Annotated in this window: 26 protein-coding genes; 14 read left to right on the top strand and 12 right to left on the bottom strand. The window is 66.6% G+C overall.

The features are described 5' to 3' along the window. Positions 1-75: 75 nt before the first annotated feature. The 7 genes from CFE35_RS04590 to CFE35_RS04560 all read right to left on the bottom strand — a co-directional run bounded on the left by CFE35_RS04590 (position 76) and on the right by CFE35_RS04560 (position 7,141). Complete coding sequence (locus tag CFE35_RS04590; protein WP_292928394.1) at positions 76-825, bottom strand: head GIN domain-containing protein; 750 nt, start codon at positions 823-825, stop codon at positions 76-78. A 211-nt stretch (positions 826-1,036) separates the two neighbouring features. After that, positions 1,037-1,561, bottom strand: a complete 525-nt coding sequence (locus CFE35_RS04585) for a CarD family transcriptional regulator (protein WP_292928392.1) — start codon at positions 1,559-1,561, stop codon at positions 1,037-1,039. Positions 1,562-1,873: 312 nt separating this feature from the next. After that, on the bottom strand, positions 1,874-2,212 hold the full coding sequence (gene fdxA / locus CFE35_RS04580) for a ferredoxin FdxA (protein ID WP_292928390.1): 339 nt from the start codon (positions 2,210-2,212) through the stop codon (positions 1,874-1,876). Continuing rightward, positions 2,209-2,535: a S4 domain-containing protein gene (locus tag CFE35_RS04575; RefSeq protein WP_292928388.1), complete on the bottom strand. Its 327-nt coding sequence runs from the start codon at positions 2,533-2,535 to the stop codon at positions 2,209-2,211. Before CFE35_RS04575 ends, fdxA begins: the two co-directional genes overlap by 4 nt. Continuing rightward, on the bottom strand, positions 2,535-5,090 hold the full coding sequence (locus tag CFE35_RS04570) for a helicase-related protein (protein ID WP_292928386.1): 2,556 nt from the start codon (positions 5,088-5,090) through the stop codon (positions 2,535-2,537). The genes CFE35_RS04575 and CFE35_RS04570 overlap by 1 nt, the downstream gene beginning before the upstream one ends. Before the next feature lie 94 nt (positions 5,091-5,184). Next, positions 5,185-5,529 (bottom strand): DNA-directed RNA polymerase subunit omega, encoded by a 345-nt coding sequence (gene rpoZ / locus CFE35_RS04565; protein WP_292928384.1) that lies wholly within the window; start codon positions 5,527-5,529, stop codon positions 5,185-5,187. A gap of 88 nt (positions 5,530-5,617) precedes the next feature. Next, positions 5,618-7,141, bottom strand: a complete 1,524-nt coding sequence (locus CFE35_RS04560) for a replicative DNA helicase (protein ID WP_292928382.1) — start codon at positions 7,139-7,141, stop codon at positions 5,618-5,620. Positions 7,142-7,279: 138 nt separating this feature from the next. On the opposite strand from CFE35_RS04560, the gene CFE35_RS04555 reads away from it, so the two are divergent. The 5 genes from CFE35_RS04555 to CFE35_RS04535 are packed head-to-tail and all read left to right on the top strand — an operon-like array spanning position 7,280 to position 10,727. Next, positions 7,280-7,762 (top strand): UPF0262 family protein, encoded by a 483-nt coding sequence (locus CFE35_RS04555; protein WP_292928380.1) that lies wholly within the window; start codon positions 7,280-7,282, stop codon positions 7,760-7,762. A gap of 23 nt (positions 7,763-7,785) precedes the next feature. Continuing rightward, the gene (locus tag CFE35_RS04550; RefSeq protein WP_292928378.1) at positions 7,786-8,484 is read left to right on the top strand and encodes a glycoside hydrolase family 25 protein; all 699 of its coding nucleotides are present in this window, start codon (positions 7,786-7,788) and stop codon (positions 8,482-8,484) included. After that, on the top strand, positions 8,481-8,921 hold the full coding sequence (locus tag CFE35_RS04545; protein WP_292928376.1) for a cytidine deaminase: 441 nt from the start codon (positions 8,481-8,483) through the stop codon (positions 8,919-8,921). Before CFE35_RS04550 ends, CFE35_RS04545 begins: the two co-directional genes overlap by 4 nt. A gap of 38 nt (positions 8,922-8,959) precedes the next feature. Beyond that, positions 8,960-9,514: a dCTP deaminase gene (dcd, locus tag CFE35_RS04540; RefSeq protein ID WP_292928374.1), complete on the top strand. Its 555-nt coding sequence runs from the start codon at positions 8,960-8,962 to the stop codon at positions 9,512-9,514. A gap of 37 nt (positions 9,515-9,551) precedes the next feature. Next, positions 9,552-10,727: a saccharopine dehydrogenase NADP-binding domain-containing protein gene (locus CFE35_RS04535; protein ID WP_292928372.1), complete on the top strand. Its 1,176-nt coding sequence runs from the start codon at positions 9,552-9,554 to the stop codon at positions 10,725-10,727. A 58-nt stretch (positions 10,728-10,785) separates the two neighbouring features. Here the strand turns inward: CFE35_RS04535 and CFE35_RS04530 are convergent, their stop codons facing one another. After that, the gene (locus CFE35_RS04530; RefSeq protein WP_292928370.1) at positions 10,786-11,229 is read right to left on the bottom strand and encodes a globin domain-containing protein; all 444 of its coding nucleotides are present in this window, start codon (positions 11,227-11,229) and stop codon (positions 10,786-10,788) included. Between the two features lie 84 nt (positions 11,230-11,313). Here CFE35_RS04530 and CFE35_RS04525 point away from each other — a divergent pair, with 84 nt between their 5' ends. Beyond that, the gene (locus CFE35_RS04525) at positions 11,314-11,766 is read left to right on the top strand and encodes an Rrf2 family transcriptional regulator (protein WP_292928368.1); all 453 of its coding nucleotides are present in this window, start codon (positions 11,314-11,316) and stop codon (positions 11,764-11,766) included. Here CFE35_RS04525 and CFE35_RS04520 read toward each other — a convergent pair. Next, the gene (locus CFE35_RS04520; RefSeq protein ID WP_292928366.1) at positions 11,750-12,172 is read right to left on the bottom strand and encodes a hypothetical protein; all 423 of its coding nucleotides are present in this window, start codon (positions 12,170-12,172) and stop codon (positions 11,750-11,752) included. The two genes, CFE35_RS04525 and CFE35_RS04520, sit on opposite strands and share 17 nt — an antisense overlap. A gap of 122 nt (positions 12,173-12,294) precedes the next feature. On the opposite strand from CFE35_RS04520, the gene CFE35_RS04515 reads away from it, so the two are divergent. Beyond that, positions 12,295-13,296 carry an adenosine kinase gene (locus tag CFE35_RS04515; protein WP_292928364.1) on the top strand — a complete coding sequence of 334 codons (1,002 nt, stop codon included), beginning with the start codon at positions 12,295-12,297 and terminating at the stop codon, positions 13,294-13,296. On the opposite strand, the gene purD is transcribed toward CFE35_RS04515, so the two are convergent. Further along, positions 13,289-14,596, bottom strand: a complete 1,308-nt coding sequence (gene purD, locus CFE35_RS04510; protein ID WP_292928362.1) for a phosphoribosylamine--glycine ligase — start codon at positions 14,594-14,596, stop codon at positions 13,289-13,291. The two genes, CFE35_RS04515 and purD, sit on opposite strands and share 8 nt — an antisense overlap. Here purD and xseA point away from each other — a divergent pair. The 5 genes from xseA (at position 14,580) to CFE35_RS04485 (ending at position 22,264) form a co-directional block, all read left to right on the top strand. Next, entirely contained in the window at positions 14,580-16,070 is a 1,491-nt protein-coding gene (gene xseA, locus CFE35_RS04505) for an exodeoxyribonuclease VII large subunit (protein ID WP_292928360.1), read from the top strand. The genes purD and xseA overlap by 17 nt on opposite strands. A 26-nt stretch (positions 16,071-16,096) precedes the next feature. Next, positions 16,097-16,300 (top strand): DUF2093 domain-containing protein, encoded by a 204-nt coding sequence (locus CFE35_RS04500; RefSeq protein ID WP_292928358.1) that lies wholly within the window; start codon positions 16,097-16,099, stop codon positions 16,298-16,300. Between the two features lie 11 nt (positions 16,301-16,311). Then, the gene (locus CFE35_RS04495; RefSeq protein WP_292928356.1) at positions 16,312-17,241 is read left to right on the top strand and encodes a M23 family metallopeptidase; all 930 of its coding nucleotides are present in this window, start codon (positions 16,312-16,314) and stop codon (positions 17,239-17,241) included. A gap of 367 nt (positions 17,242-17,608) precedes the next feature. Continuing rightward, positions 17,609-20,587, top strand: a complete 2,979-nt coding sequence (locus CFE35_RS04490; RefSeq protein ID WP_292928354.1) for a TonB-dependent receptor — start codon at positions 17,609-17,611, stop codon at positions 20,585-20,587. A gap of 117 nt (positions 20,588-20,704) precedes the next feature. Next, complete coding sequence (locus CFE35_RS04485; protein WP_292928352.1) at positions 20,705-22,264, top strand: tetratricopeptide repeat-containing sulfotransferase family protein; 1,560 nt, start codon at positions 20,705-20,707, stop codon at positions 22,262-22,264. Here CFE35_RS04485 and CFE35_RS04480 read toward each other — a convergent pair. Next, a complete protein-coding gene (locus tag CFE35_RS04480; RefSeq protein WP_292928350.1) occupies positions 22,252-23,292 on the bottom strand; it encodes a hypothetical protein in 1,041 nt (346 codons plus the stop codon). The two genes, CFE35_RS04485 and CFE35_RS04480, sit on opposite strands and share 13 nt — an antisense overlap. A 78-nt stretch (positions 23,293-23,370) precedes the next feature. Between CFE35_RS04480 and CFE35_RS04475 the strand changes: the two genes are divergently transcribed. Further along, positions 23,371-24,555 carry an aspartyl/asparaginyl beta-hydroxylase domain-containing protein gene (locus CFE35_RS04475; RefSeq protein WP_292928348.1) on the top strand — a complete coding sequence of 395 codons (1,185 nt, stop codon included), beginning with the start codon at positions 23,371-23,373 and terminating at the stop codon, positions 24,553-24,555. A 73-nt stretch (positions 24,556-24,628) separates the two neighbouring features. After that, a complete protein-coding gene (locus CFE35_RS04470) occupies positions 24,629-24,937 on the top strand; it encodes a hypothetical protein (protein WP_292928346.1) in 309 nt (102 codons plus the stop codon). Positions 24,938-24,949: 12 nt separating this feature from the next. Here CFE35_RS04470 and CFE35_RS04465 read toward each other — a convergent pair whose 3' ends face one another. Continuing rightward, positions 24,950-25,609 (bottom strand): hypothetical protein, encoded by a 660-nt coding sequence (locus tag CFE35_RS04465; protein ID WP_292928344.1) that lies wholly within the window; start codon positions 25,607-25,609, stop codon positions 24,950-24,952. Positions 25,610-25,660 lie beyond the last annotated feature (51 nt).

Here is a 25,660-nt window from a genome sequence, read left to right as displayed (position 1 = left end):
TCGGTGATGGTATCCGGTGCTTAACCGATCCCGCCTTGCAGCGCCAAGACTTCAGAACAGGCGGGGCGACGGGCTTCAGGGCTCGCAGATCAGCGATCCCGATCCCATCGCATTGACCTTGCACTGAGCGCGGCCCTTCACGCGCACTTCGCCCGAACCAAGGATGTCGGCCTTGACCTGTCCATCTGACGCGAACCGCGCATCGCCCGATCCGGCGATTTCGACCTTGGCTTCCTCGGCCGCGAGACCATCCATCGTGGCCGAACCCGACCCGGCAATCGAGACCTTGAGCATCCGCGTCTTGCCGGCGGCCTTGAGATTGCCGGAGCCGACGACTTCAACCTTGAGTTCCTGCGTATCGACTGCGGGCACATCGATATCGCCAGACCCTGCAATGCTGATGCTGGCCATGTCACCGCGCAGACCATCCGCGTGCATCGTGCCAGAACCTGCCATGACGAGGCGGCGCGCGGCCGGGACAGTCACTTCGATCGTGGCGAGATCGTCGGTGTTGCCCAGAGTCCAGCCTTCGCGGCCGATGGCGAGTTTACCGTCCTTGAGCGCGAAGCGCAGGCGGTCCTTGATGGCCTGCTGGCCATCGACCTTGATCGCCAGCGTGTCGCCCTGAACGATCCGTACGGTGTCTGGCCCCAGCAGAGTGATTTCTTCAGGCGCCTTGGCGGTGAGATCGAGTTCGGCCAGCGGCACGCCCTTCATGCCGTCCATGCCGTTGACCGAGATCGTCGCGCCATTGCAGGCGCTGAGCGAAAGCGCGACGGCGGCGACAGCAATGCCTGCGAGCGTGCGGGCGATATCCTTGATCATGGTGTAGGGCTCCTCGATCTGGCCCCGAATGGGCCTCGGCCTGGTGTGTTGCCTCTATAACTCACTACATCAGCATCAGGCCACGTCGTTCGCCGATGTCGATGTGCGGTTGGCCGGAAAACCGGCCGAGCACGAAAAGGCCCGCCGGATCGCTCCGGCGGGCCTTTTTCAGCGCTTCCCCATTCCCCGAAATTGCGGGGCGCAGGCGGCCTCAGGCCGTTTCGTAGTACTTCGGCGCGTGCTCGTTGAGGATCGCGAGGATCTTCTGGAGCGCGGCGGGCTCGTCGGTCTTTTCCATCGCGGCGAGTTCGCGAGCGAGGCGCGAGGAGGCCGCTTCGAAGATCTGACGTTCGGAGTAGCTCTGCTCCGGCTGGTCATCGGCGCGGAACAGATCGCGGGTCACTTCCGCGATCGAAACGAGATCGCCCGAATTGATCTTCGCTTCGTATTCCTGCGCGCGGCGCGACCACATCGTGCGCTTCACCTTGGGCTTGCCCTTAAGGGTATCGAGCGCTTCGCGCAGCGTCTTGTCAGACGAAAGCTTGCGCATGCCGATGGCTTCGACCTTGTTGACGGGCACGCGCAGGGTCATGCGTTCCTTTTCGAAGCGCAGCACATAAAGCTGCAGCTTCATCCCGGCGATTTCTTCGTTCTGAAGTTCTACCACACGGCCGACGCCGTGCTTCGGGTAGACGACGTAATCCCCAACATCGAAGGCAAGTGCCTTGGTTGCCATTGCTTATCCTTTCGGCGCAGCAGGGACGAGAGCAAGGTGGGGCAGAAATGCCCCCGGACTGCAATCCGGGCCCTTTGGGGGTAGGTCCGGCAAACGACCGTCTTTTTCAAACGCGGTCTGGAAGCACTGCGATCCGTTTGCCGTTCGTCCTGCCTTAGCGTGTTGTTGGCGACAGGGAGGATCGTTCCGCCCAGCGCTCGCGGGTGGATATAGCAGCTCTGTCATAAAAATGCCAGAGGCAAGGGCGCGCATCATGCGCCAAAATGCTGCAAGTGCGGGCACGCGGCTGTGCGTGCCCGGGCTGATGGCCGATCAGTCGCCTTCGCCGGGCTCGGCCGAGAAGTACTTTTCGTACTTGCCCTCTTCGCCCTTGTGCTCGTCAGCGTCGGCCGGCGCGTCCTTCTTGGTGGTGATGTTCGGCCATTCGGCAGAGAACTTGGCGTTCAGCTCCAGCCACTGTTCAAGGCCGCTCTCGGTATCGGGGAGAATGGCTTCGGCCGGGCATTCGGGTTCGCACACACCGCAATCGATGCATTCGCTGGGGTTGATCACCAGCATGTTGTCGCCTTCGTAGAAGCAGTCCACCGGGCAGACCTCGACGCAATCCATGAACTTGCAGCGAATGCAGGCTTCGGTAACGACATAAGTCATGGCAGTGGCAGTCCCTCAGGTTCGATTTCCTGATCTGCTAGAGGGCCGCCCCCCGCCGCGTCAAGCACCTCATAGCAAGTCCTAGCTTCTTCGGGAGGACCGCGCCGCCGGGGGAGGCTGGCCAGCGCGATCACTTTCACCCCCGAGCGCAGTGGCAGGACGAGCACATCGCCGCAGCGCACCAGCGCGCTGGCCCGCTCGATCCGGCGTCCATTGAGGCGGATATGGCCTGCTGCCACCCAATCCTGCGCCAGGCTGCGCGATGCGGCAAAACGCAGAAACCACAGCAGTTTGTCGATGCGGAGCGAATCTTCGCCGGGCATCAGCGGATCAGTTCCGCCAGTGCGGCGAACGCGCTCGTGGGCGGTGCCGTGGGCGCGGCTGTGCGGTGATCCGGCGCGGTGCGCGGCGGGCGCCAGTCCCACAGCGGCGGGGCGGGCGGGCCATGCGCGGCATCGGCAAGGGCGCGCGCCATATGGACGCGGAATCCTGCGGCGCGCAGCAGCGCGGCATAGCCTGCCGTGGCAAGGCCCATCGAGCGGGCCAGCGCGGGATCGAGCGCGTAGCGCCTGCTTGCCGCGCCGATGCGCCGCCGATGCGCGGCCTGAAGCAGCTTCTCTGCCATGTCGACGCGGATCGCCTGCGCACCGGCACGGCGATACCCGGCAGGAAGCGCTCTGGTGGTGACGACCGGCGGCAGGTTCGCCGGCGGCGCGGCCGGCGCTTCGCCGCGCAGCGCGGCCAGACTGCACCACAGCGCCAGCGGGGCGGCGCGCACCATGGGTGGCAGGAACACGTCAAGCGCGCCCGTGCGCACGCCAAGGCGGCGGAGCAAGTCGCGCTGGCGCGAATCGAGGCGGTCCAGTCCGGCGTCTTCGCGGGCCAGCACGCCGCCGCCGCCGACAAGGCGCAGCAGCAGCGCGCGCAGGTCCGGACCGGATTCGGCAGCGCGGGCGGCTTCGGCGAGGCGGGCCAGCGGTCCGAGATCGGCGGCGATTCGGCGCGCGAGCCAGCCTTCAAGCGCGGCCACCAGCAGCGGGCGCTGGCGGGCAGGAAGCAGGCCGAGCGCGGGGTCAAGCCGGAGGCGTGGTTCGAGCACAGATTTGCCCGGCTCCAGCCGCGCCACGGCAAGGCCGTTCCACATAAGCGCGCCGTGCTCCAGTGCCAGGCCCTGCGGCTCGGCTGCAGCGGCGATCAGCGCATCAGCGCGAGCCGAAAGCAGCCCCGGCAAGTGGCGTTCGGCGGCGGCGAGCAGCAACTTGCGATCCGCAGCGCGCGCCAGCGGATCGACCACGAACCGGAAGCCTTCGAGGTGGCCGATGGGTTCGTCATCGACCAGCACCGCGCCTGCCTCGCTCACGCGCACCGGCAGCAGCGACGCATCGCCGCCTGCCTTGCGCATCAGCACAGTGGTACGCCGGTTGACGAAGCGTTCGGTCAGCCGCGCGTGGAGCGCATCGGATAGCCGCGTTTCGACCGCGCGGGCACGCGCCGCCATTTCCTCGCGCGCCAGCACCCAATCGGGACGCTGGGTGATATAGGCCCACGACCGCACGGCGGCGATGCGGCCCTGCAGCGTATCGATATCGCCGGAGGGATTGTCCTGCTGGGCGATGGCCTGCGCGACATAGTCTGCGCCGAGATAGCCGCGGCGCAAGTCCTGCCACAGGCGCGCGACGAAGCGCGAATGAGTCTCCGCGCCCTGCTGGCGGAAATCGGGGAGCGAGCAGACCTGCCAGAACCGCTGGACCGAGGCGCGCCCGCGCACGGTGCTGGCCACGTCTGCCTCGTCGGCAAGGCGCTTCAGCACGGCCAGATCGATTGCAGGCGGCGCGCTGGCGAGTTCGGCGCGCGGGGGCGGACTTTCGAGGTCTTCGATCAGCGTGCCCAGCGAATCGAAGCGCGGTTCGGCCTCGCGCCAGAACAGGCGGGTCAGCGGCGGGAAGCGGTGCTCCTCGATGGCGTAGACTTCTTCGTCCGCGAATTCCGGATCATGGCCACCCATTCCTGCCCCAAGACCGGCCAGCGTGCCGAACGTGCCGTCCTTCTGGTGCCGCCCGGCGCGGCCTGCGATCTGGGCCATTTCAGCAGTGGTCAGGCGGCGCTGGCGGTGGCCGTCGTATTTGGAGAGGCCCGCGAAGGCGACGTGGCTGACATCGAGATTGAGGCCCATGCCAATCGCGTCGGTGGCGACGAGATAATCGACCTCGCCCGCCTGATACATCGCAACCTGGGCATTGCGCGTTTGCGGGCTGAGCGCGCCCATGACCACTGCCGCGCCGCCGCGAAACCGGCGCAGCATTTCGGCCATGGCGTAGACCTGCTCGGCAGAGAACGCGACGATGGCACTGCGGGGCGGGATGCGGCTCAATTTCTTGGCACCGACATGGCTCAAGGTGGAGAAGCGCGGGCGGCTGACGACATCGACGCCCGGCACCAGCGCGCGAACCAACGGCTCGATCGTCGCGGAGCCGAGCAGCATCGTCTCCTCGCGCCCGCGGGCATGGAGCAGGCGGTCGGTAAACACGTGGCCGCGTTCGGGATCGGCGGCGAGCTGGGCTTCATCGAGCGCGACGAAGGCGAGATCTGGGCGACTCGGCATCGCTTCAACTGTGCACAGATGCCAGCGCGCGTTCGGCGGCTCGATCCGTTCCTCGCCGGTGATCAGCGCAACGTTACTCTCGCCCTTGATCTTGCAGACGCGGTCATAGACCTCGCGCGCGAGCAGGCGCAGCGGGAAACCGATCGCGCCCGAGGAATGGGCGCAAAGACGTTCGATGGCGAGGTGGGTTTTGCCGGTGTTGGTCGGGCCGAGCACGGCCTTGACCGACCGATCCTGTCGGTCATCGCGGGCACGTGCGGGCAGGGGGCTCGCCATGTGGATGACTGTGCCGGTGCCGCTTGCGGGGTGCAAGCGGCCTTTCGGGCTTTATCCCCCTCCTGCGGTGAGGAGGGGGGCAGATGTTCAGCTGTCAGCCGTCGTAATCGGCGCCGAGCGAGGTATTGCGCACCGGGGCAGCAGCCGTGATGCGCAGCGCTTCGGCAGACTGCGAGAGCGAGCCGATCTCGTCGACCTGATCGTCATCATCCGGCAGCACGCGCTGGAGCGACTGGATCAGGTTTTCCTGCAGCACGGCGGGGCGTACCGTCGACTCCGCGATTTCGCGCAGGGCGACGACCGGGTTCTTGTCACGGTCGCGGTCGACGGTGAGTTCCGCACCGCCGGAGATCGCGCGGGCGCGCTCTGCCGCGAGCAGCACGAGATCGAAGCGGTTGGGGATCTTGTCGACGCAATCTTCGACGGTAACGCGCGCCATGGGGCACTCCGTGAATACAGGAATGGATGGAAGAGCGGCGAGCTAGGGCCGACCTGCCCGAAAGTCAAGAAAATGCGGGTTTCGTGAATCACTCATCATCATAGCCATAAGCCATGTGATCGGGCGCGAGGTCGCTGAAGCGGGTAATTCGGGCCTCGAACTTCATGCGTACCTTGCCGGTCGAGCCGTGGCGCTGCTTCGCCACGATCAGCTCTGCCAGACCGAAAACGCGCTCCATTTCGGCCTGCCACGCGGCGTGGGCTTCCTGTGTTTTGGCGTCGTCCGTGCCTTGCGGGACTTTGGGTTCCTTGGCGGCGACGTAGTAATCCTCGCGGAACACGAACCACACCATGTCCGCGTCCTGCTCGATCGAGCCCGATTCGCGCAAGTCCGAGAGCATCGGGCGCTTGTCGTCGCGCTGTTCGACCGCGCGGCTGAGCTGCGAGAGCGCGATCACGGGGACAGCCAGTTCCTTGGCCAACGTTTTCAGGCCGCGGCTGATTTCCGAGATTTCGTTGACGCGGTTGTCGCTGGCGCGGCCCGAGCCTTGCAGCAGCTGGAGATAGTCTACCACGATCAGCCCGATATCGTGGCGGCGCTTCAGGCGGCGGGCGCGGGTGCGCAGCGCGCCGATGGTCAGCGCAGGCGTATCGTCGATAAAGAGCGGCAGTTCGGCAAGGCGCTGGCTGGCGAACGAGAGCTGCTGGAAATCCTCGCGGCTGATGCGGCCCATGCGCAGCGCTTCGGAACTGATGCCCGATTGTTCGGCGAGGATACGGGTGGCGAGCTGGTCCGCGCTCATTTCGAGGCTGAAGAACGCAACGCCCGCGCCGACTGAATCCTTGAGGCTGATCCCATCCGCCATGTCGCGGCGCAGCCGGTCCGCCGCGTTGAACGCGATATTGGTGACGAGCGAGGTCTTGCCCATGCCCGGGCGTCCGGCAAGGATGATGAGATCGCTGTCGTGAAGGCCGCCGATCTTCTCGTTGAGCGAGGTCAGGCCGGTGGTCTTGCCCGAGATATGGCCGCCCGAAAGCAGCGCCTTTTCGATCATTTCCAGCGAGGCGCGGGTGGCGACGCCGAAGCTCTGCGCCTCGTTGCCGGTCTGCGCGCCTTCCGCGACGGCATAGAGCGCTGCTTCGGCCTGTTCGATCTGCTTGAGCGGCGCGACGGCCTCGCTCGTGTCCATCGCGCCCGAGACGAGATTGCGGCCAACGGTGATGAGTTCGCGCAGCAGCGCCAGATCATAGATCTGTTCGGCCAATTCGCGCGGGGCGAGCAAGCCCTGCCCATCGGCGGTGAGCCGCGCGAGATAGGCCGTGCCGCCCAGTTCCTTGAGGCCTTCGTCCGCCTCGAAATAGGGCTTGAGCGTGACCGGCGTGACCACGGCCTTGCGGTCGATCAGCGCGAGGATGCGTTCGAACACGCGGCCATGGACAGCGGCATGGAAATGCTCTGGCCGCAGCGGCGTGGGCAGCTCTTCCAGAATGCGGTTGTCGATCAGTACCGCGCCAAGAAACGCGGCCTCTGCCTCGACGTTCGAGGGAAGCGCGGCGGCGGGCGCGGCGCCCGATTCGGGCTCCCGCAGCGGGATCGGCTGAACATTGGACATGGCGTGCTTGTGGCCGAGCGGGGGGCGGGCGGCAAGCGGCACACATGCAACGGTGCCTGTGGATAGCGGGGAGGGAACTGCGATAGCCCGCGCAAATGGCTTGCCCGCGCGGAAGCCGTCTGCAAGACACTGGCCGCCATGGCAGACCCGCGCATTTCGCATATCGAGCTCGACGAGGCGACGATCGTGTGGCGCAATGCCGATATCGAGCAGGAACGCCGCATCGCGATCTTCGATCTGATCGAGGAGAACACGTTCCGCCCGGTGCGCGCGGCAGCCGCTGGCTTTGAAGGGCCTTATCGCCTCAAGCTCTCGGTGGATGACGGGCGGCTGGCGCTGGCGATTGCAGCGGATGATGGCGCTCCGCTGGAGACCATCGTGCTGGGCCTCGGGCGGTTCCGCCGCCCGATCCGCGATTATTTCGCGATCTGCGATTCGTACTACCAGGCGATCCGCCGCGCGACCGCGCAGGAGATCGAGACGATCGACATGGCCCGGCGCGGGGTCCACAACGAAGCGGCCGAGCTGCTGCTGGAGCGGCTGGAGGGCAAGATCGAGACCGATTTCGCCACGGCGCGGCGGCTGTTTACCCTGATCTGCGTGCTGCACATCAGGGGATGATCCGCAAAGCTGGGCAAGGCATCGTGAACAGCTCCCGCAAGCCAGCGCGGCGGCGCGTGTGGATCGTTGTGGCCGTGCTGCTGCTTGCGGCGGCGGCAGCCTTTGCCTGGGCTGCGTCGCGCCAGTGGGAGCCGGATCGCGCGCGCTTCCCGGTGCAGGGTGCGTGGCTCGATGTGCATGATGGGGCGGTCGATTGGTCCATGCTCAAGGCGCATGGGGCCGATTTCGTATATCTGACGGCCAGCGAAGGGGCCGGGCGGCGCGATGCTGCCTTCAGTCCGTCGCTTGAGGCGGCGCGCAAGGCGGGTCTGCAGGTGGGCGCGGTCCATGTCTATGATCTGTGCGCCCCGGCGGACGGGCAGGCCGCCGATTTCGTCACGCTGGTGCCGCGCGATGAAGCGATGCTCCCCCCGGCCGTGGCGCTCGATCTCGATTCGCGATCCTGCCCTGAGCCGCCGGGCGAAGCGGCGATGCAGAGCGAGCTGACGACGTTCCTCAACCAGATCGAGAAGCACACCGAGCGGCCCGCGATGCTGATGCTTTCGCGCAGTTTCGAGGCGCACTACCATCTGGCCGGGCGGGTTGATCGCAACCTCTGGCTGGCGGGCGATTTTCTGGAGCCGAGCTATGCCGGGCGGCCCTGGGTGATGTGGACCGCGACATCGCGGCTGCGCTTGTCTGGCATGGCAGGCCCGGTGCGCTGGGTGGCGGTGCATCGGTGATCGCGCAAGCAGCAGAGCTGGCTGAAGCGGCGCGGGCCGCCGCGAAGCTGGCCTATGCGCCTTATTCCGGCTTTCACGTGGGCGCGGCCTTGCTGTTTGCCGATGGCGCGGTGGTGGCGGCAGCCAATGTCGAGAACGCGAGCTATGGCCTTTCGCTCTGCGCGGAGGCCAGTGCGGCGGCTAAGGCGATGGGCGAAGGGCGGCGCGGCGGGCTGGTGGCCATCGCGATTGCGGGCGGGCGGACCGATGCGGCGGGCGATGTGGTGCTTGGCGCCGAGCCGGTCATGCCGTGCGGGCGCTGCCGCCAGATGCTGCATGAATTGGCTGCGCTGGGCGGCACTGATCCCGTTGTGATCGGCGTGGCGACAAGCAGGTTCACCGAGGTGGCGCTTTCGGCCCTCTTGCCCCATGCCTTCGGACCGGCCAATCTGGCCTGAACCTTTTCCTTCCCTTTCCAACAGACCGGAGCGCCGCATTGGCCATTCTTTCCGACAAATGGATCCGCACGCAGGCCATGGAACACGGCATGATCGAGCCGTTCGTGGAGAGCCAGCGGCGCGAAAACTGCATTTCCTATGGCCTCTCGTCCTATGGCTATGACGCGCGGGTGGCGGACGAGTTCAAGATCTTCACCAACATTGATTCGTCGGTGGTCGATCCCAAGGATTTCGATTCGAACTCGTTCGTGGACCGCAAGACCAATGTCTGCGTGATCCCGCCCAATTCCTTCGCGCTGGCGCGGACGGTGGAATACTTCCGCGTGCCGCGCGATGTGCTTGTCATATGCCTTGGCAAATCGACGTATGCGCGCTGCGGGATCATCGTGAACGTGACCCCGCTGGAGCCGGGCTGGGAAGGCCACGTAACGCTGGAGTTTTCCAACACCACGCCGCTGCCCGCCAAGATCTATGCCAACGAAGGGGCGTGCCAGTTCCTGTTCCTGCAAGGGAACGAGCCGTGCGAGGTGAGCTATGCCGACCGCGCAGGCAAATACATGGGCCAGCGCGGGGTGACATTGCCGAAGCTGTGACTCCGAAGCTCTGAAAACAAAAAAACGGGAGAGAGAAATGGCAACGAGCAAGGCCGAACGGCCCTTCGACATCATCGTCTATGGCGCAACCGGGTACACCGGGCGGCTGGTGGCTGAGTATCTTGCGCACCACTACGGCCAAGATGGCCCGCGCTGGGCGATGGCCGGGCGCAGCGCGGAAAAGCTGGCGGAAGTGCGTGATCTGATCGGCGCGCCTGCCGATACGCCGCTGGTCGTGGCCGATTCGTCCGATCCCGCCAGCCTCGCCGCAATGGCCGAGCAGACCCGCGTGGTCGTGACCACCGTCGGCCCGTATCAGCTCTATGGCGAGCCGGTGCTGCGCGCCTGCGTGGCGGCGGGCACGGACTACGCCGACCTCTGCGGCGAGCCGGTGTGGATGCGCCAGATGGTCGATGCGCTGCATGAGCAGGCGAAGCAGACCGGCGCGCGGGTTGCGTTCTCGTCGGGCTTCGATTCGATTCCCTTCGATCTGGGCGTCTACATGCTGCAGCAGGAAGCCAAGGCGCGCTTCGGAGCACCGGCTCCGCGGGTGAAGTGCCGCGTGCGGGCGATGGTCGGCGGCTTCTCGGGCGGCACGGCGGCCAGCCTTGGCGCGACGCTCAAGGCGCTGGGCGCGAATCCTTCACTGATTCCGATCATGCAGAGCCCGTTCGGCCTTACGCCCGGGTTTGAAGGTCCGGCGCAGCCTGCGGGCGACAAGCCGTTCCTTGATGACGCCACCGGCAGCTGGGCCGCGCCGTTCATCATGGCGGTGATCAACACCAAGAACGTCCACCGCACCAATTTCCTGCGCGGGCACCCTTATGGCGCGGACTTCGTCTATGACGAGATGGTGCTGACCGGGCCGGGCGAGCAGGGGCAGGCGATTGCCGAGCATATCGCCAAGACGCCGATGATCGGCGGGCCGAACGATCCCAAGCCCGGCGAAGGACCGACCACTGATGAGCGGCTTAACGGGCACTATGATGTGCTGTTCGTGGGCGAAATGGCTGACGGGCGCGAGATTCGCTACGGCGTGAAGGGCCGCTACGATCCGGGTTATGGCTCGACCAGCCGCATGTTGGCCGAGACCGGGATCGCATTGCTTTCGTGCGAGGCCGAGGGCGCGATTGCCACGCCGGGGGCCTTGCTGGGCGAAGCGCTGGTCGAGCGCCTGCGCGCCCATGCCGAGATCACCTTCGCTCCAGAATAAGGATTATCGGACTGCCTGCCGCGCCAGAAGGGGGCGCGCGGCAGGCAGTCCGGTCCGCTCAGGCCGCGGCTTCGTAAGCCTCGGCCTCGGCGGCGATCAGGATATCGGCGAGCATCCAGTAAGCCTCGCCCCAGGCGGCGAGCACTTCGTCGGTGGCGACGTCCGCGCCCAGCACATCGCGAATCGCAGGCAGCAGCGCTTCGGCGACATAGGGATAATGTTCAGCGTGCACGCCGGTTTCGACATGGCGCTTGACCATGCGCGTGACGGCGCTGCCAAGGTTCTCAAGATGATCGATGTTCTTCGCATAGGCGAGGATCGCATTGGCGAGGCGGCGCGGCTGTTCGCCGCTTTCCTGCGCGGCTGAATCGAACATCGCCTTCACGTCATCGTTCTGGAACAGGCGCTTGTACATCGCGGTGGTGATGTCCACCCCGTGCTTCTCGATCACCGGTGCGGTGGCTTTGACGATGGTGCGGGCATGTTCGGAAGCGGTGCGCATGGGGTCTCTCCAATCCAGTATTGAAAATACCGGTATTTAATTTGCTTGATTTGGGCAAGCGAAAAATGGAGTCTGCCGGGCATCATGCAACTCACCCAGCACACCGATTTTGGCCTGCGCCTGCTGATCGTTCTCGCCAGACAGGGCGGCTCGATCAGCCTGCCCGCGTTTTCCGCGCAGCAAGGGCTGAGTTATCACCATGTCGCCAAAGTAGCGCAGGCGCTGGTTTCGGCTGGCCTCGCCGTTTCACAGCGCGGGCGCAGCGGCGGCATTGCGCTGGCCCGCGAGGCGAGCGCGATCACCGTGGGTGAAGCGGTGCGCCAGCTGGAAAAGGGCCTGCGCCTTGCCGATTGCGCCACGTGCGCGCTGCGGGCCGATTGCGCGCTGAGCAGCGTTCTGGCGGAGGCTTTGGAGGCGTTTCTCGCCGTGCTGGACCGCTACACGCTGGCTGATGTTTCGCTGCAAGGTGTGGCGGCTTTTGCGCCCTGGACCGTGCTGCCGGACGCGCCGTCCTGCGCGGTCAGCGCGTCTTCCTGAGCGCCGCGACGCAGGCTGCACGATCGACATCGCGGCCATCCCCGCGCCGTGCATCGACAAACGTGGCGATCGGTCGGCCACTGCCTTCCGGGGGATAGAGATAGGCGTCGAGCACGCAGGGGCCGCCGCTCCACTGCAGTTTGCGCGCATCGCCTTCGCGCACATCGAGCCGGGGCACCCCGAACTGGCGGGTGAGCGCATCGGCATCGGCGCCGATCACCCCTTCAAGCCCGGGCAGCGTTTGCAGGTGGGCCTTGGGGCGCTGCGTCTGGATCGCGGGCGGCGGCGCGGGGCGAACCATCCTTGGCGCGGGCGGTGCTGGCAGCGGGCGCACCGCTTCGGTGCTGCCACCGCAGGCGGCGAGCGCAAGCAGCGCGGGAAGGGCAAGCAGGTGACGCGGGCTCATGGCAGCGGTGAATCGCCGCTGCGCCGCGCGCTGTCAACGCAGTGTGCTGCGGCGCAGCGCGGCGTTGCACCATGCTGCCGCGCCCGCTACGGCCCCAGACTAATTCTGCTTGGAGTTTCCGGATGAGCCCCGCCCCTGCCCGTTTCGATGTGATCGCCATTGGCAATGCCATCGTCGATGTCATGGCTCCGGCTGCCGAGGATGCTATTGCCCGGCTGGGCCTCGCCAAGGGCGGGATGACGCTGATCGACACCGCGCGCGCGCACGAACTCTATGAAGCGATGGGTCCGGCGCGTGAGATTTCCGGTGGTTCGGCGGCGAACACGCTCGCCGGGCTGGCGGCGCTGGGGGCGAAGTGCGCGTTCATCGGGCAGGTTGCGGACGACCAGCTGGGCGAGGTTTTCGCGCACGATATCCGCGCGGGCGGGATCGATTTCGCCACCCCGGCGCGGGGCGAAGACCCCGCAACCGCGCGCTGCCTGATCTTCGTGACGCCCGATGGCCAGCGCACCATGAACACCTATCTCGGTGCCTCGCAGTTCCTCCCCGCCACTGCGCTGGACGAGAGCGTGATCGCCGAATCTTCGGTGCTCTATCTCGAAGGCTATCTGTGGGATCCGGAAGAGCCCCGGCGGGCGATGCGCCGCGCCATCGAGGCCGCGCGCGCAGCCGGACGGCAAGTGGCCTTCACGCTGTCCGATGGTTTCGTGATTGCACGCCACGGCGATGATTTCCGCGCGCTGATCGATGCTGGCGAAATCGATATCCTGTTTGCCAACGAGCATGAACTGGCCGCGCTGACCGGCGAGGACGATTTCGAGGCCGGGATCGCGCAGCTTGCGCCCAAGGTGCCGGTGCTGGTGGTGACGCGCAGCGAAAACGGCGCCCATGCGGTGGCGCACGGCGAACATGTCCACGTACCCGCCGAACCGGTGGAGCGCGTGATCGACACGACCGGTGCGGGCGATCTGTTCGCCGCCGGGTTCCTGTTCGGCCATGTGCGCGGCAACAGCCTTGCCGAATGCCTCAAGCTCGGCGCGATCTGCGCGGCGGAAGTCATCTCGCACTATGGCGCGCGGCCCGAGGCGGACCTTGCCGCGCTGGTGGCGCAGCGCCTCAGCTAAGGTCGGATTGGCGCGCCAGCTCGCGCCAGCCGATATCACCGCGCCAGAAGCCATCCGCATAGCTGATTTCCGACAGCGCGGCATAAGCGCGGTCGCGCGCTGCCTGCAGGCTCGCGCCCGTGGCCGTCACGTTGAGCACCCGGCCGCCCTTGGCAACCAGCGTGCCATCCGCGGCATTTGCTGTGCCCGCGTGGAAAACTTTCGCGCCAGCCGCTTCGGCAACTGCGACATTGGCGATCGCGCCGCCACTCACGGGCGTTGCAGGATAACCCTTCGCCGCGACTACCACCGTCATCGCGCTTTCGGTCGATAGCGTGGGTGCCGCAGCCCCGGCGAGTTCACCGCGCGCGCATGCGTCGAGCAAGTCGACCAGATCGCTTTCCAGCCGCATCATCAGCACCTGGCATTCGGGATCGCCGAAGCGGCAGTTGTATTCGATCAGCTTGGGGCCATCCGCCGTCAGCATCAGGCCTGCAAACAGCACGCCGGAATAGGGCATTCCGGCCTCGGCCATAGCCGTCACGGTCGGCGCGATGATCTCGGCCATCGCGCGGGCTTCCAGCTCGGCGGTCAGCACCGGTGCGGGGCTGTAGGCGCCCATGCCGCCGGTGTTGGGGCCAGTATCGCCCTCGCCCACGCGCTTGTGATCCTGAGCAGAGCCGAACGCCACGATTGCGCTGCCATCCGTGATGGCGAAGAGGCTCACTTCCTCGCCTTCAAGGAACTCCTCGATCACCACTTCTGCCCCGGCCCCGCCGAACGCGCCGCCGAACATGTCGTCCACCGTCGCGGCGGCTTCCTCGGCGGTCTGGGGGATCACCACGCCCTTGCCAGCGGCAAGGCCATCGGCCTTGATGACAACGGGGAGCGAGAACTGCGCCAGCGCGGCGTGCGCCTCGGCAGCGCTTTTCGCGCGGACATAGCCTGCGGTGGGGATACCGGCGCGGGTGCACAGGTCCTTGGTGAAGCCCTTGGAGCCTTCAAGCTGCGCGGCGGCCTTGCCCGGCCCGAACACCGCGATGCCCGCAGCACGCAGCGAATCGGCAAGGCCGTCCACCAGCGGCGCTTCGGGGCCGACGACGACGAGCCCGATGTCGTGCTCAGCGCAGAAGGCGGCGATAGCACCGTGATCGGTAAGCGCCAGCGCCACGCAGCCACCCTGCCCTCCCCTTGCGGCAATCACGTCGGCAATTCCCGGGTTCCCCGGCGAAGCCCACAGCGTGGTGCAACGCGGCGATTGCGCCAGCTTCCACGCCAGCGCATGTTCGCGGCCGCCCGAACCGATGAGCAGGATATTCATGCCAGAGACGCCGCCTTACCGTGATGATCAGAATGGCGGGCTGTTAGCCGCACAGACGGCGGGCGACAACGCCCCGGCGCTTTCGATCAGCGAGATTTCCCAGTTGCTCAAGCGCACGGTGGAAGATCGCTTCGGTTTCGTGCGCGTGCGCGGCGAGCTTTCGGGCGTGAAGCGGGCGGCTTCGGGGCACCTCTACCTGAGCCTCAAGGATGAGAACGCGCGGCTCGACGGGATCATGTGGCGCGGCGGGGCGCAGCGGCTGGGTTTTCAGCCCGAAGACGGCCTCGAAGTCATCGCGACCGGCAAGCTCACGACTTATCCCGGCCGGTCGAATTACCAGATCGTGATCGAGCGGATGGAGATCGCCGGTGAAGGCGCGCTGCTTGCGCTTCTGGCGAAGACCAAGGCGCGGCTGGAGGCGGAAGGGTTGTTTGCCCCCTCGCGCAAGCGGCCCCTGCCCTATCTGCCGCGCGTGATCGGTGTCGTCACTTCGCCCACCGGCGCGGTGATTCGCGATATCCTGCACCGGCTGCGCGACCGGTTTCCCACCCATGTCGTGGTCTGGCCGGTGCTGGTGCAGGGGCCGGGCGCGGCGGCACAGATTGCGGCGGCGGTGCGGGGCTTTTCCGCCATTGCGCCGGGCGGCGCAGTTCCCCGGCCCGACCTCGTGATCGTGGCACGCGGGGGCGGCTCGATCGAAGACTTGTGGTGCTTCAACGACGAGGACGTGGTGCGCGCAATCGCCGCCTCCACGATCCCGACCATCAGCGCGGTGGGACACGAGACCGATACCACGCTGGCCGATTTCGCAGCGGATGTGCGCGCCCCAACGCCGACGGCGGCGGCGGAGATTGCCGTGCCGGTGCGCGGCGAACTGATCGCGGGCCTCGCAGATTTCCACGCCCGCCAACAGCGCGCAGTGGTGCGGCTGCTCAGTCTTTCGCGCGAACGGCTGGAGCAGCGCGCCCGGCGTTTGCCCGAACCGCAGGCCTTGCTTCAGGGGCAAGCCCAGCGGCTTGATGATCTGGGCGAGCGGCTGCGGCGCGCGCTGGTGCACCGCACCGGGCTGGCGGGGGCGCAACTGGCCCAGCGCGCTGCAGGGCTCCGCCCCGCCGTGCTCGATGCGCGGCTGCGGCAGGGGCGCGAACGGCTGGCGGCGCAGCGGCTGCGGCCCGCGCTGGTCCTGAACCGGCTCGATTCGGCGCGTGGAGAGCTTGCGGCGCTTGACCGGGTGCGCCGCTCGCTCGATCCCAAGGCGCCGCTGCGGCGCGGCTATGTGCTGGTCACCGATGCAGGCGGGCACCTCGTGCGCTCCCGTGTGGCGGCGGAAAAGGCCGGGCTGCTTCATCTCGAATTCGGCGATGGCGTGCTCGATGTCGCGCCGCCGGGCGCGGCTGCGCCCCGCCCTGTGCCAAAATCGCGCGCGCCTGCGCCGGGCCCCGCACCGGGCGATGTGCAGCCAAAATTGCTTTGAGCGGCATGACGCACTAGATTGCCCCCATGCTGATGAACTCTGCCAATCGCCTTGCGCGCCTTCACTACCTGCCCAGCCACTTCCGCCAGACCGGCGCGGGCGATCATGTGCTCTGCGCGGTCAGCGGCGCGCGTATCGGTCTCGAAATGCTGCGCTACTGGAGCGTGGAGCGGCAGGAGGCCTACGCCAGCGCTGAAATCGCGACGCGCCGCCTGCTTGGCGGGGAATGAAGCGCGGCGGCATGTCACCGGCTGGCGCGGCGCTGCGCGGCGCGCTGGCGGCGATTGCGGTGCTGGGGGCTTGCGGCGCGAGCCAGGGACCGGCGGCGACGCCTGCTCCGCCCCCTCCCCCGCCGCCGCGTGAAGCGCCCAAGCCAGAACCCGCACTTGCGCCAGCCAGTGCAACAGTCGGCGGCGTTCAATATCGCGGCAAGTTGACCCAAGGCGGCTGGCTGCGCGGTGTCGCGCCTGTTGGCACGCGCTCGGTAACGCTCGGCGGGACCGCGCTGGCGCTCGCACCGGACGGCGGGTTCTTTGCCGCGTTCGACCGTGATGCCCCCGCCAATCTTGCGCTCGCGGTGACGGCAGCGGACGGGTTTTCGCTTTCAACCGAGCTGGCCATCGCACCGCGCGCCTGGCGCATCGAATCGATCAACGTGGCCAAGCGCCCCGGTAAACTGCCCGATGCCGAATTCAAGCTGCGGCGCGCCGCGGAGCTGGCGCGGATCGGCGCGGCGCGGCGGCTGGGCAGCAACGCGGGCGGCTGGCGGCAGGCGATGATCTGGCCATCAGCCGGGCGCATTTCGGGTGAGTTCGGATCGCAGCGCATCTATCGGGGCGAGCCGGGCGCGTATCATTCGGGCATTGATCTCGCCGCACCGGCGGGCGCGGAGATTCGCGCGCCCGCTGATGGTGTCGTCACCCTTGCCGCCAGCGACGCCCCGTTCACGCTCGAAGGGCACCTACTGATCCTCGATCATGGCATGGGGCTGACATCGGCCTTTCTCCATTGCTCACAGCTACTGGTGCAAGAGGGTGACACCGTCGTGCAAGGCCAGCTTGTCGGCCGCGTCGGCATGACGGGCCGCGCGACGGGGCCGCACTTGCACTGGGCGCTGACATGGCAGGGCCGCAGGCTCGACCCAAGGTTGTTTGCCGCCTCGGAACGTTGATTTTCCGGCCTTGCGCACATTTCTTTCCCCGCAATGGGGGTAATGCGCAAAAAATTGTCGCTAGGCCGTTCCGGATGTAATTTATGACTTCCGATAGGGGCCCTGCCACGTTTCCTGCGCGTTGCCGCCAATTCACAGAGTGTTGCAATCACGCCACATGGCAGCGACGTTTTGTGCCTTGCCCGAAGAACATCCTTCCAAGAACTAGGCAAAATCTACCAGTAGGCCCCATCGTTCCTCGGATATCGCGTGCCATCTGTCATGCCCGGCACAGACCGGGCGAGAAGCATTGCGGTGAGAGGGACATCTTCCGGCAGCCTGCAGGCCCCATCGGGGCTCCGGGCTGCCCATTGAAGGGACTGGACACGTGAAGACCATCAACAACGCCGCGCTGAAGGCCGGTGCCGCGCCTTTCGCTGTCGCGCTTGCACTCGTTTCCGCTCCTGCGTTCGCGCAGGCTGCCGCTCCGCAGGCTGATGCCGCCACTGAAACGAACGAGCCCACCGCGATCGTCGTCACCGGCAGCCTCATCCGCAACCCCAACCTGGTGCAGGCCACGCCGGTCAACGTGACCACGGCTGACCAGATTGCCCTCAAGCAGTCGAACACCGCCGAAGAAGTTCTGCGCACCGTTCCCGGCATCGTGCCGAACATCGGTTCGGCGGTGAACAACGGCGCGACCGGTTCGACCTACGTCGATCTTCGCGGCCTCGGTTCCAACCGCAATATCGTGCTGCTCGATGGCCAGCGCCTCGTCCCGGCCGACCTTCAGGGCCGCGTCGACCTCAACAACATCCCGCTCGCCCTGATCAGCCGCGTTGACGCGCTGACCGGTGCGGCCGTGACCACCTACGGTGCGGACGCCATCACCGGCGTTGTCAACTTCATCACCAAGAAGGACTTCGCGGGCGTCGATATCGCCGTGTCGAACCAGCTCACCGAGCAGGGCGACGGCAACTACTTCCGTGCCGACGTCACCACCGGCGTCAACTTCGACGATGGCCGCGGCAACGCGGTGCTGAGCATCGGCTACCAGAAGTCGAACCCCGTCTATCAGGGTGACCGCGATTTCTCGAACGTCCAGCTCGACAGCTTCTCGGGCACTGCTGGTGGTTCGGGTACGACGGCTCCGTCGCGCTTCTCGCTCAACGGTGAAAACCGTCAGATCGATCCGAACACCGGCCTGCTGAAGCCGGCAGCTGCGGGCTTCAATGCTTTCAACTTCAACCCGTACAATATCTTCCAGACGCCGTTCAAGCGCTTCAACATCTTCGCTCAGGCGAACTACCAGCTCTCGGACGCTGTTGAAGTTTACACGCGCGGCCTGTTCTCGAAGAACACCGTCGACACCATCATCGCGCCGTCGGGTCTTTTCGCCGAGAGCATGACGATCCCCTACAGCAACCCGTTCCTTCCGGCCGGCGCTGCTGGCCAGTTCTGCGATGCCAACGGCCTGTCGTCGGCGGACTGCGTTGCGGCCCGCGCTGCCACGGACCCGACCGATCCGAACTACAAGACCTTCAACACCGTGGTGCGCCGCCGTTTCGTCGAAACCGGCACCCGCAACTCGACCTACACCACCAACGTGTTCGACTACTCGCTCGGCTTCCGCGGCGCGCTGACGAAGACGGTGAACTGGGACGTTCGCGGCAGCTACGGCGAAAGCGATCGTAACGAAACGGTGACCGGCTACGTGCTCAAGTCGCGCGTGCAGGATGCCCTGCTGGCGACCAGCAAGGACGCCTGCCTCAGCGGGAACGACGGCTGCGTGCCGATCAACATCTTCGGCCCTGCCGGTTCGATCACCCCGGCGATGGCTGCCGGCACGCTCTCGCCTGCCAGCACGGTCAACAAGACCTCGCTGCTGCAGGTTCGCGGCCTGCTTTCGGGTGACTTCGGCCTGACCGTCCCCACCGCCAGCGAGCCCATCGGCTTCGCGGTCGGTGCGGAATACCGCAAGTATCAGGCCAGCCAGATCTCCGACACGCTGCGCAAGACCCCGGGCGAACTCGGCGGCGCTGGCGGCGCTTCGCCGGATATCAACGGTGCCTACAGCGTGTGGGAAGGCTACGGCGAACTCGTTGCGCCGCTGGTCACCGACAAGCCGATGTTCAAGAGCCTGACGGTCGAAGGCGGCGTTCGCTATTCGCGCTACAAGGTTCGTGGCGGCGGCGATGCGTTCGACACCTGGACCTACAAGTTCGGTGGCAGCTGGGAGCCGGTTGATCAGCTCAAGATCCGCGGTAACTATTCGCGCGCCGTTCGTGCCCCGAACATCGCCGAACTGTTCACGCCCAACAGCGTGGGCCTGACCAACCTGGCGCAGGATCCTTGCGCTGGCGCGGCGCCGCTGACCAACGCAACCCTGAAGGCAATCTGCCTTGCGCAGGGTGCTCCCGCCAACTCGATCGGCAAGATCCTCAACCCGACGGCGGCTCAGGCCAACATCACTTCGGGCGGCAACATCAACCTGAAGCCGGAAAAGGCCACGACTTACACCATCGGTGCGGTGGTTCAGGGCCTGCCCTTCCTGCCTGGCTTCTCGGCCTCGGTGGACTACTACAACATCACCGTGACCGATCAGATCGGTACGCCGCTGCCGGCCGACCTTATCAGCGCTTGCTTCGGCAACCAGACCGCAGCCAGCGCCACGGATCCTGCTTGCACCAACATCCGCCGCGATCCGGCGACCGGTGGTCTCGACGGCAGCCCGGCGACGACCAAGGGTCTGTTCGGCGGTCTCTCGAACCAGGGCCGTCTGTTCACTGATGGTCTTGACGTGATCGTGAACTACAGCCGCCCGATCGGCTCGGTGAAGTGGTCGATGAACGCCGTGTGGAACCAGACGTTCCACTCCAAGTTCAAGGCCACCCCGACCGCGTTCGATCGCGAATGCGTTGGCTTCTACTCGGTGAACTGCTCGTTCACCGGCTCGATCCAGCCGAAGCGCAACTGGTCGGTGCAGAACACGTTCACCTTCAAGGGCGGTACGGACCTGTCGTTCATGTGGCGTCACCAGTCGGGTGCGCAGTATGAGCCTTGCAATGCTGTCGAAACCTGCACGCCGCGCGCGTTCAAGGGCACGATCCCCGCAGGTAGCGGCGTGTTCAGCGGTCAGCAGGTCAACTTCGGCAAGATCTACGCCTACGACTACCTCGACGTGACGACGCGCTTCAACGTCGAGCAGGTCACCTTCACCGTCACGGTGCAGAACCTGTTCAACACGAAGCCGCCGATCGTCGGCAACACGATCGGTTCGACCAGCTTCAACAGCGGCAACACCTACCCGTCGTCGTATGACGCGCTGGGTCGCCGTTTCGCGGTCGGCGCTCGCGTCAAGTTCTGATCCTTTCGGATCGAACGCCAAAAAGGGGGGCGGGCAGCAATGCCCGCCCCTTTTTTGTGCGCGCGGGGTTCATCGAGAGGTGTTGACCTTGCTGCCGGTGCGGGGGATGGCATGGGCATGGCCATCGATCTGGAAACCGCCGCGCGTGCAGCTGCGGCAGCGCTGCAAGCCGGGCGCGGCACGGCGGCGGACTGCACCACGCTGGGCTGGCACCGCGCCGTGGCGGGCGATCATGCCGAAGCTGCCAAGCTGTTCGAACGCGCGCTGCAACTGAACCCGCGCGAGGTGGAAGCGATGGTCGGCCTTGCCGGGCTGCACCGCGCCGCCGGACGCCTGCGCGATGCCGCGCTGCGCTGTGATGCCGCGATTGCCGCCGCGCCCGGCTATGCCGAAGCCTGGCTGGAGCGCGCCTATGTCATGGCCGCAGGCGGCGTAATGGACGAGGCGAAGCGCTGCTATGCCGAAGTGCTGGCGCGGGCACCGGGGCATCCTGCCGCACACGCGGGCCTCGGCGCTATCGCCGCGCGCGATGGCGAAGCCGAAGCCGGGCGTGTTCACGCCCGCGCTGCGCTGGCCGCCGATCCCGCGAACATCCCCGCGCTATCCGCGCTGGCAACTATCGAGCTTGAAGCAGGTGCGGCGCAAACCGCACGCGATCTGGCCGAACCTGCGCTGGCCCGGCTTGGCGCTCCCTCACCCGAGCGGATGGAATTGCTCCACGTGCTCGGCGATGCCTGCCACCGCCTGCGCGATGCCGCCGCTGCGCATAAGGCATACGTCCGGGCCAAGGCTGATTTCGCCGCGCTTCACGCCGCGACTTTTGCCGGAAGGCCGCCGCACCGCGACTTCATCGATGGCATAACCACGCAACTCACTGCGCTGGATTGTTCGCCATGGCCTGCCCCGGCCCCGCCCGGATCGCCCCAGCCCATTTTCGTGCTGGGCTATCCCCGCAGCGGCAACACCTTGCTGGAAAACGTGCTGGCCTCGCTTCCCGGCACCGCCGCAATCGAGGAAATCCCGACGTTGCGTGAGGCCGATCTCGCGTTTCTGGCCGAGCCGGATGGCCTTGCGCAGCTGTCACGGCTCGATGATGCGGGCCTTGCGCCGTATCGCCATGCCTATTGGCAGCGCGCCGGGCAGGCGATGGGTCGCGATCCGGCGGGGGTCATGCTGATCGACATGGACCCGCTCAAGTCGATCCGCCTGCCGCTGATTGCCCGGCTGTTCCCCGATGCCAAAGTCCTGCTCGTGCGGCGCGATCCGCGCGATGTGGTGTGGAGCTGCTTTCGCACCAGCTTTGCGCTGACCAATGCGGCGATGGATTTCACCACGCTGGAAGGCGCGGCGCGGCACTATGACGCGCTGATGCGCCTCACCGAAGCGGCGCTGGCGAAGTTGCCACTGGCTGTCCATGAAGTGCCCTATCACCGCATGGTGCAGGATTTCGATGCGACCACGCAGGGGATTTGCCGGTTTATCGGGCTGGATTGGACGGAGGAACTGAAGCGCTTCGACCGCACGGCGCGTGCACGCGGCGTTTCCACAGCCAGCGCGCGGCAGGTGCGGCGCGGGCTCTATGATGGCACGCGGCAGTGGGAGCCTTACGCGGCGTACCTCGAACCGGTTATGCCGATCCTCGCGCCGTGGATCGAAAAGCTCGGCTACGCGGGCTGAAGCAGTGCAACCGGCGCGTCCATTGCGATGCCCGCCTGCGCTGCTACTTGGCGTGCCCATGCACAGACCATGTCGATTTCCTCCGCATGCGCGCCGCGCGCTTCGGCGTATTCGGTGCGGCGCTGCTCGGGCGTGAAGGCCGCGCCGGATTTGGAATGGCGCGTGAAAGCGGGTCCGGCGGCAATCCGCGCGATGGTTTCCGGAGACAGCATGAGGCCGTAGTGCGCAGCCGCTGCGGCAATCGTGCGGGCGGGATCGCCAGTGAGCTGTTCCGACGTCAGCGTGCGCAGCCGCGCCGGGCCAAGCCGCTGCGCCAAGGCTGCAAACAGGCGGTGCTGCGCCAGCCAGCCGGTGGCCGCGACTTGCAGGTCGCTCTGGCGGAACACATCCTCCGGGGTGATCCGGAGCGGCGCGATGATCCCGGCGCGCAGATAGCCCTCCATCAATTCGCGCACCCACAGGCGGCAAGGCAGGCCCTTGCGCACCACCGAGACGAGGAACGTTTCGAGCGGGGCATAGAGGAACAGCGCGCGCGCATCGGGGGCGAGCGCCATGAGCAGTTCGGCGAAAGGGTTGAGCAAGTTGGACGGCTTGATCACCACGCCTTCACCGGGCGCGAAGGGCCGCGCGAGCAGGCGCAGCGCGAGATCGGCGGCGCGGGCCACGGCGGCAGGCGGCGCGCCCCGGCTGCGCATCCCCACCACATCGTTGAGGATCACCGGCTCTGACAGGCCCATCGCCGTCCCCGGCTCGGCCAGCGCGCGGGTCAGCAGGGTGGAGCCGCAGAAGGCGGAGTGAAACAGCAGGCCAAGCGGGCGTTTGCCGATGCCAGCAAGCAGCTGCGCGGCGGGCATATCCACTTGCGGCGGCATCGCGCCGAAATGCGCGGTGAAGCCATCGTCCGTCAGAAACGCCATGGCTTCGTGCGCGGCGCGCGGCACATGGGCAAAGCGTACCGCATCGCTGCCTTCGACAAGGCGGTGGGGCAGCCATGCCGCATCGGCAGGATCGAACGGAGGTGACGCCATGCCCCAGCTTTAGGGCGCAGCCTTCTCCGCTGCAACGCCGCTTGCCGATTGCGTGCGGCGCTGTAGACACTTCGCGCGATGACACCGCCGCCCTCCCAGCCCGTTGACCGCGCCCGCGCGCAGGCCGCCAACGCGCGCGCCATGGCCGCGCTGCGCGAAGGCGATGCCCCCGCCGCCATCCTCGCCGCGCATGAGGCGGCGCACGCCGATCCGGGCGCGCTTTCGTTGTGGATCAACCTTGCGCTGGCTTGCCGCCTTGGCGGGGATGCGCCGGGTGAACGCGCCGCGCTGGAGCGGGCGCTCGATCTCGATCGGCTCGATTTCACCGCGCAGCTGCGCATGGCGCAATGGCTCCAGCGCGAAGGGGATGAGACCAAGGCTCTGGTCGCATGGGACGGCGTCCGCCAGCTGGCGCAGCATTTCCCCGGCCTGCCCGAACCGGTCCGCGCGGAGCTCGCGGCCGGCGAAGCCTATTGCGCGGCCTTGCGCTCCCAGATCGCGGAGGCGACCGAAGCTGCGCTTGCCGCCGATGCCGATGCGCGAGATGAGACCGAGCAGCGCCGGATCACGGCCTTTGCCGGGGCAGCACTGGGGCAGCGACGCATCTACGCCAATGAATGCGCGGGCCTGCATTACCCGTTCCTGCCCGCCGACGAATTCTTCGATTCGCGCCATTTCCCATGGTTTGCGGCGCTGGAAGCCGAGGCTGGGGCCATCCGCGCTGAGCTGGAGGCGCTGCTGGCGCAGCCCGGCGAGGCTTTGCGGCCTTACGTGAAGATGGAGCCGGGCAGCCCGGAGAACAAATGGACCGCGCTCGATGGTTCGCTCGATTGGTCAGCCTGCTTCCTGTGGGAATATGGCGTGCCCAATGCAGCCGTGATCGAGCGCTGCCCGCACACCGCTCGCGTGCTGGAAAGCCTGCCGCTGGCGCGCATTCCGGGCCGCGCGCCCAATGCGTTCTTCTCGATGCTGCGCCCGCATAGCCGCATCCCGGCGCATACCGGGGTGACCAATACCCGCGCCATTGTCCATCTGGCGCTCGATGTGCCGCCCGGCTGCGGCTTTCGCGTGGGCGGGGAAACGCGCGAATGGGTGGAGGGCAAGGCCTTCGCCTTCGATGACACGATCGAGCACGAAGCGTGGAACAACAGCGATGCGCGGCGGGCGGTGCTGATCATCGATGCCTGGAACCCGCACCTCAGCCCGCGCGAGTGCGCTGCCATTTCAGCCTATTTCGCGGCGAGCGACGCGGCACTGGGTTGAGCGCCGCCGCCTTGCGGGCGAAGGCCCGGCAAGGTATTATGGCGCTACTTCTGAACCCGTAAGGACTCCGCGCATGCCTGCGTCATTCCTGTTTGCCCTTGCTGCCGCGACCGCCGCTGTTCCCGCTGCCGATCTGCCAGCGCTGGAAAAGGACCCGACGGCAATGTCGCCATCGGAAATCCGCGCGTTCAATGCCGGGCGCTCGGCAAAGGATCCTGATTTCATCCGCTGCCGCCGCAACGAAGAAACCGGCTCGCTCGTCCGCAAGACGTTCATCTGCCATACGGTGTCCCAGTGGGCCGAGCAGGAACAGCAAGGCAACCAGACGGGCCGCGATGTCTACGATGAATTCGTCAGCAAGGCCGGCCGGACTTCGAGCTGAGGCGGCGCGCGCTTACTGCGCCAGCCGCACCACGCGGATAAAGGCGCCCTTGTCGATCGAGGCAAGATAACTGCCCAGCGTGCCGCGCTTGATGCGGATCGACACGCCGGGTCTGGCGAAAGCATTGCCGCCATCGGTCTGCTTCCAGCGCGCGCCATCGGCGAGCGTGAACACCGCCATGCCATCGGCGGTTTCGCGCACGGCTGAAATCGTGCCCTCGATTTCCTTCACATCGTCACTGTCGCGCTCGGCCCCGCCGAAGAGCCTGAGCTTGGGCAGCGTGAACCCGAACAGGCCCTTCTTGGTTTCGCGGATCGTCGCGCGGTCAGCGACGACGATGTCCTGCTTGTCGCGCGCGGCGGCGAGGGCGGCCACGCTCTGATCATAGCAGGCGAGCCGCTCGGCGTCGGCGGTGAGCGCGCGGCAGTTGACCACCGCTTCGAATACCGGGGGCAGTTCCTTCGGCAGGTCGGACTTGTCCTTGCTTGCAGCCGGAACCGCGGCAAGCGCCAGGGCGATGGTAAGGGCCGCGGGGATCCCGAGGGTGATGAAGCTCGGCGTCGGACGCAGCATGGGTCTTTCCTTTTCCTCGGTAGTGGCCGCCTTCTTCGCGCGCGGCGCGGACAAGGTCAATCGAGCGCGCGCAAGGTCCTTGCCCGAAAGGCTGCGCACCTTGTTTTTCGGAGTCGCGTAACCATCTCCCTGCAACGAGCGAAAGGCCCT

Source organism: Novosphingobium sp. PASSN1 (genome assembly GCF_002278815.1).
This window is presented reverse-complemented; position numbering and strand designations above follow the sequence as displayed.

Excerpts from the sequence above, each read along its gene's own strand:
- CFE35_RS04555 (WP_292928380.1), top strand. The coding sequence starts at position 7,280 with ATGGCAGACCCGCGCATTTCGCATATCGAGCTCGACGAGGCGACGATC.
- CFE35_RS04535 (WP_292928372.1), top strand. The coding sequence starts at position 9,552 with ATGGCAACGAGCAAGGCCGAACGGCCCTTCGACATCATCGTCTATGGC.
- CFE35_RS04560 (WP_292928382.1), bottom strand. The coding sequence starts at position 7,141 with ATGTCCAATGTTCAGCCGATCCCGCTGCGGGAGCCCGAATCGGGCGCC.
- CFE35_RS04500 (WP_292928358.1), top strand. The coding sequence starts at position 16,097 with ATGCTGATGAACTCTGCCAATCGCCTTGCGCGCCTTCACTACCTGCCC.
- CFE35_RS04485 (WP_292928352.1), top strand. The coding sequence starts at position 20,705 with ATGGCCATCGATCTGGAAACCGCCGCGCGTGCAGCTGCGGCAGCGCTG.
- xseA (WP_292928360.1), top strand. The coding sequence starts at position 14,580 with ATGAGCAGGATATTCATGCCAGAGACGCCGCCTTACCGTGATGATCAG.
- CFE35_RS04585 (WP_292928392.1), bottom strand. The coding sequence starts at position 1,561 with ATGGCAACCAAGGCACTTGCCTTCGATGTTGGGGATTACGTCGTCTAC.
- CFE35_RS04515 (WP_292928364.1), top strand. The coding sequence starts at position 12,295 with ATGAGCCCCGCCCCTGCCCGTTTCGATGTGATCGCCATTGGCAATGCC.
- CFE35_RS04475 (WP_292928348.1), top strand. The coding sequence starts at position 23,371 with ATGACACCGCCGCCCTCCCAGCCCGTTGACCGCGCCCGCGCGCAGGCC.
- CFE35_RS04470 (WP_292928346.1), top strand. The coding sequence starts at position 24,629 with ATGCCTGCGTCATTCCTGTTTGCCCTTGCTGCCGCGACCGCCGCTGTT.
- purD (WP_292928362.1), bottom strand. The coding sequence starts at position 14,596 with ATGAATATCCTGCTCATCGGTTCGGGCGGCCGCGAACATGCGCTGGCG.
- CFE35_RS04495 (WP_292928356.1), top strand. The coding sequence starts at position 16,312 with ATGTCACCGGCTGGCGCGGCGCTGCGCGGCGCGCTGGCGGCGATTGCG.
- fdxA (WP_292928390.1), bottom strand. The coding sequence starts at position 2,212 with ATGACTTATGTCGTTACCGAAGCCTGCATTCGCTGCAAGTTCATGGAT.
- CFE35_RS04570 (WP_292928386.1), bottom strand. The coding sequence starts at position 5,090 with ATGGCGAGCCCCCTGCCCGCACGTGCCCGCGATGACCGACAGGATCGG.
- CFE35_RS04480 (WP_292928350.1), bottom strand. The coding sequence starts at position 23,292 with ATGGCGTCACCTCCGTTCGATCCTGCCGATGCGGCATGGCTGCCCCAC.
- CFE35_RS04520 (WP_292928366.1), bottom strand. The coding sequence starts at position 12,172 with ATGAGCCCGCGTCACCTGCTTGCCCTTCCCGCGCTGCTTGCGCTCGCC.
- CFE35_RS04525 (WP_292928368.1), top strand. The coding sequence starts at position 11,314 with ATGCAACTCACCCAGCACACCGATTTTGGCCTGCGCCTGCTGATCGTT.
- CFE35_RS04530 (WP_292928370.1), bottom strand. The coding sequence starts at position 11,229 with ATGCGCACCGCTTCCGAACATGCCCGCACCATCGTCAAAGCCACCGCA.
- rpoZ (WP_292928384.1), bottom strand. The coding sequence starts at position 5,529 with ATGGCGCGCGTTACCGTCGAAGATTGCGTCGACAAGATCCCCAACCGC.
- CFE35_RS04590 (WP_292928394.1), bottom strand. The coding sequence starts at position 825 with ATGATCAAGGATATCGCCCGCACGCTCGCAGGCATTGCTGTCGCCGCC.
- CFE35_RS04575 (WP_292928388.1), bottom strand. The coding sequence starts at position 2,535 with ATGCCCGGCGAAGATTCGCTCCGCATCGACAAACTGCTGTGGTTTCTG.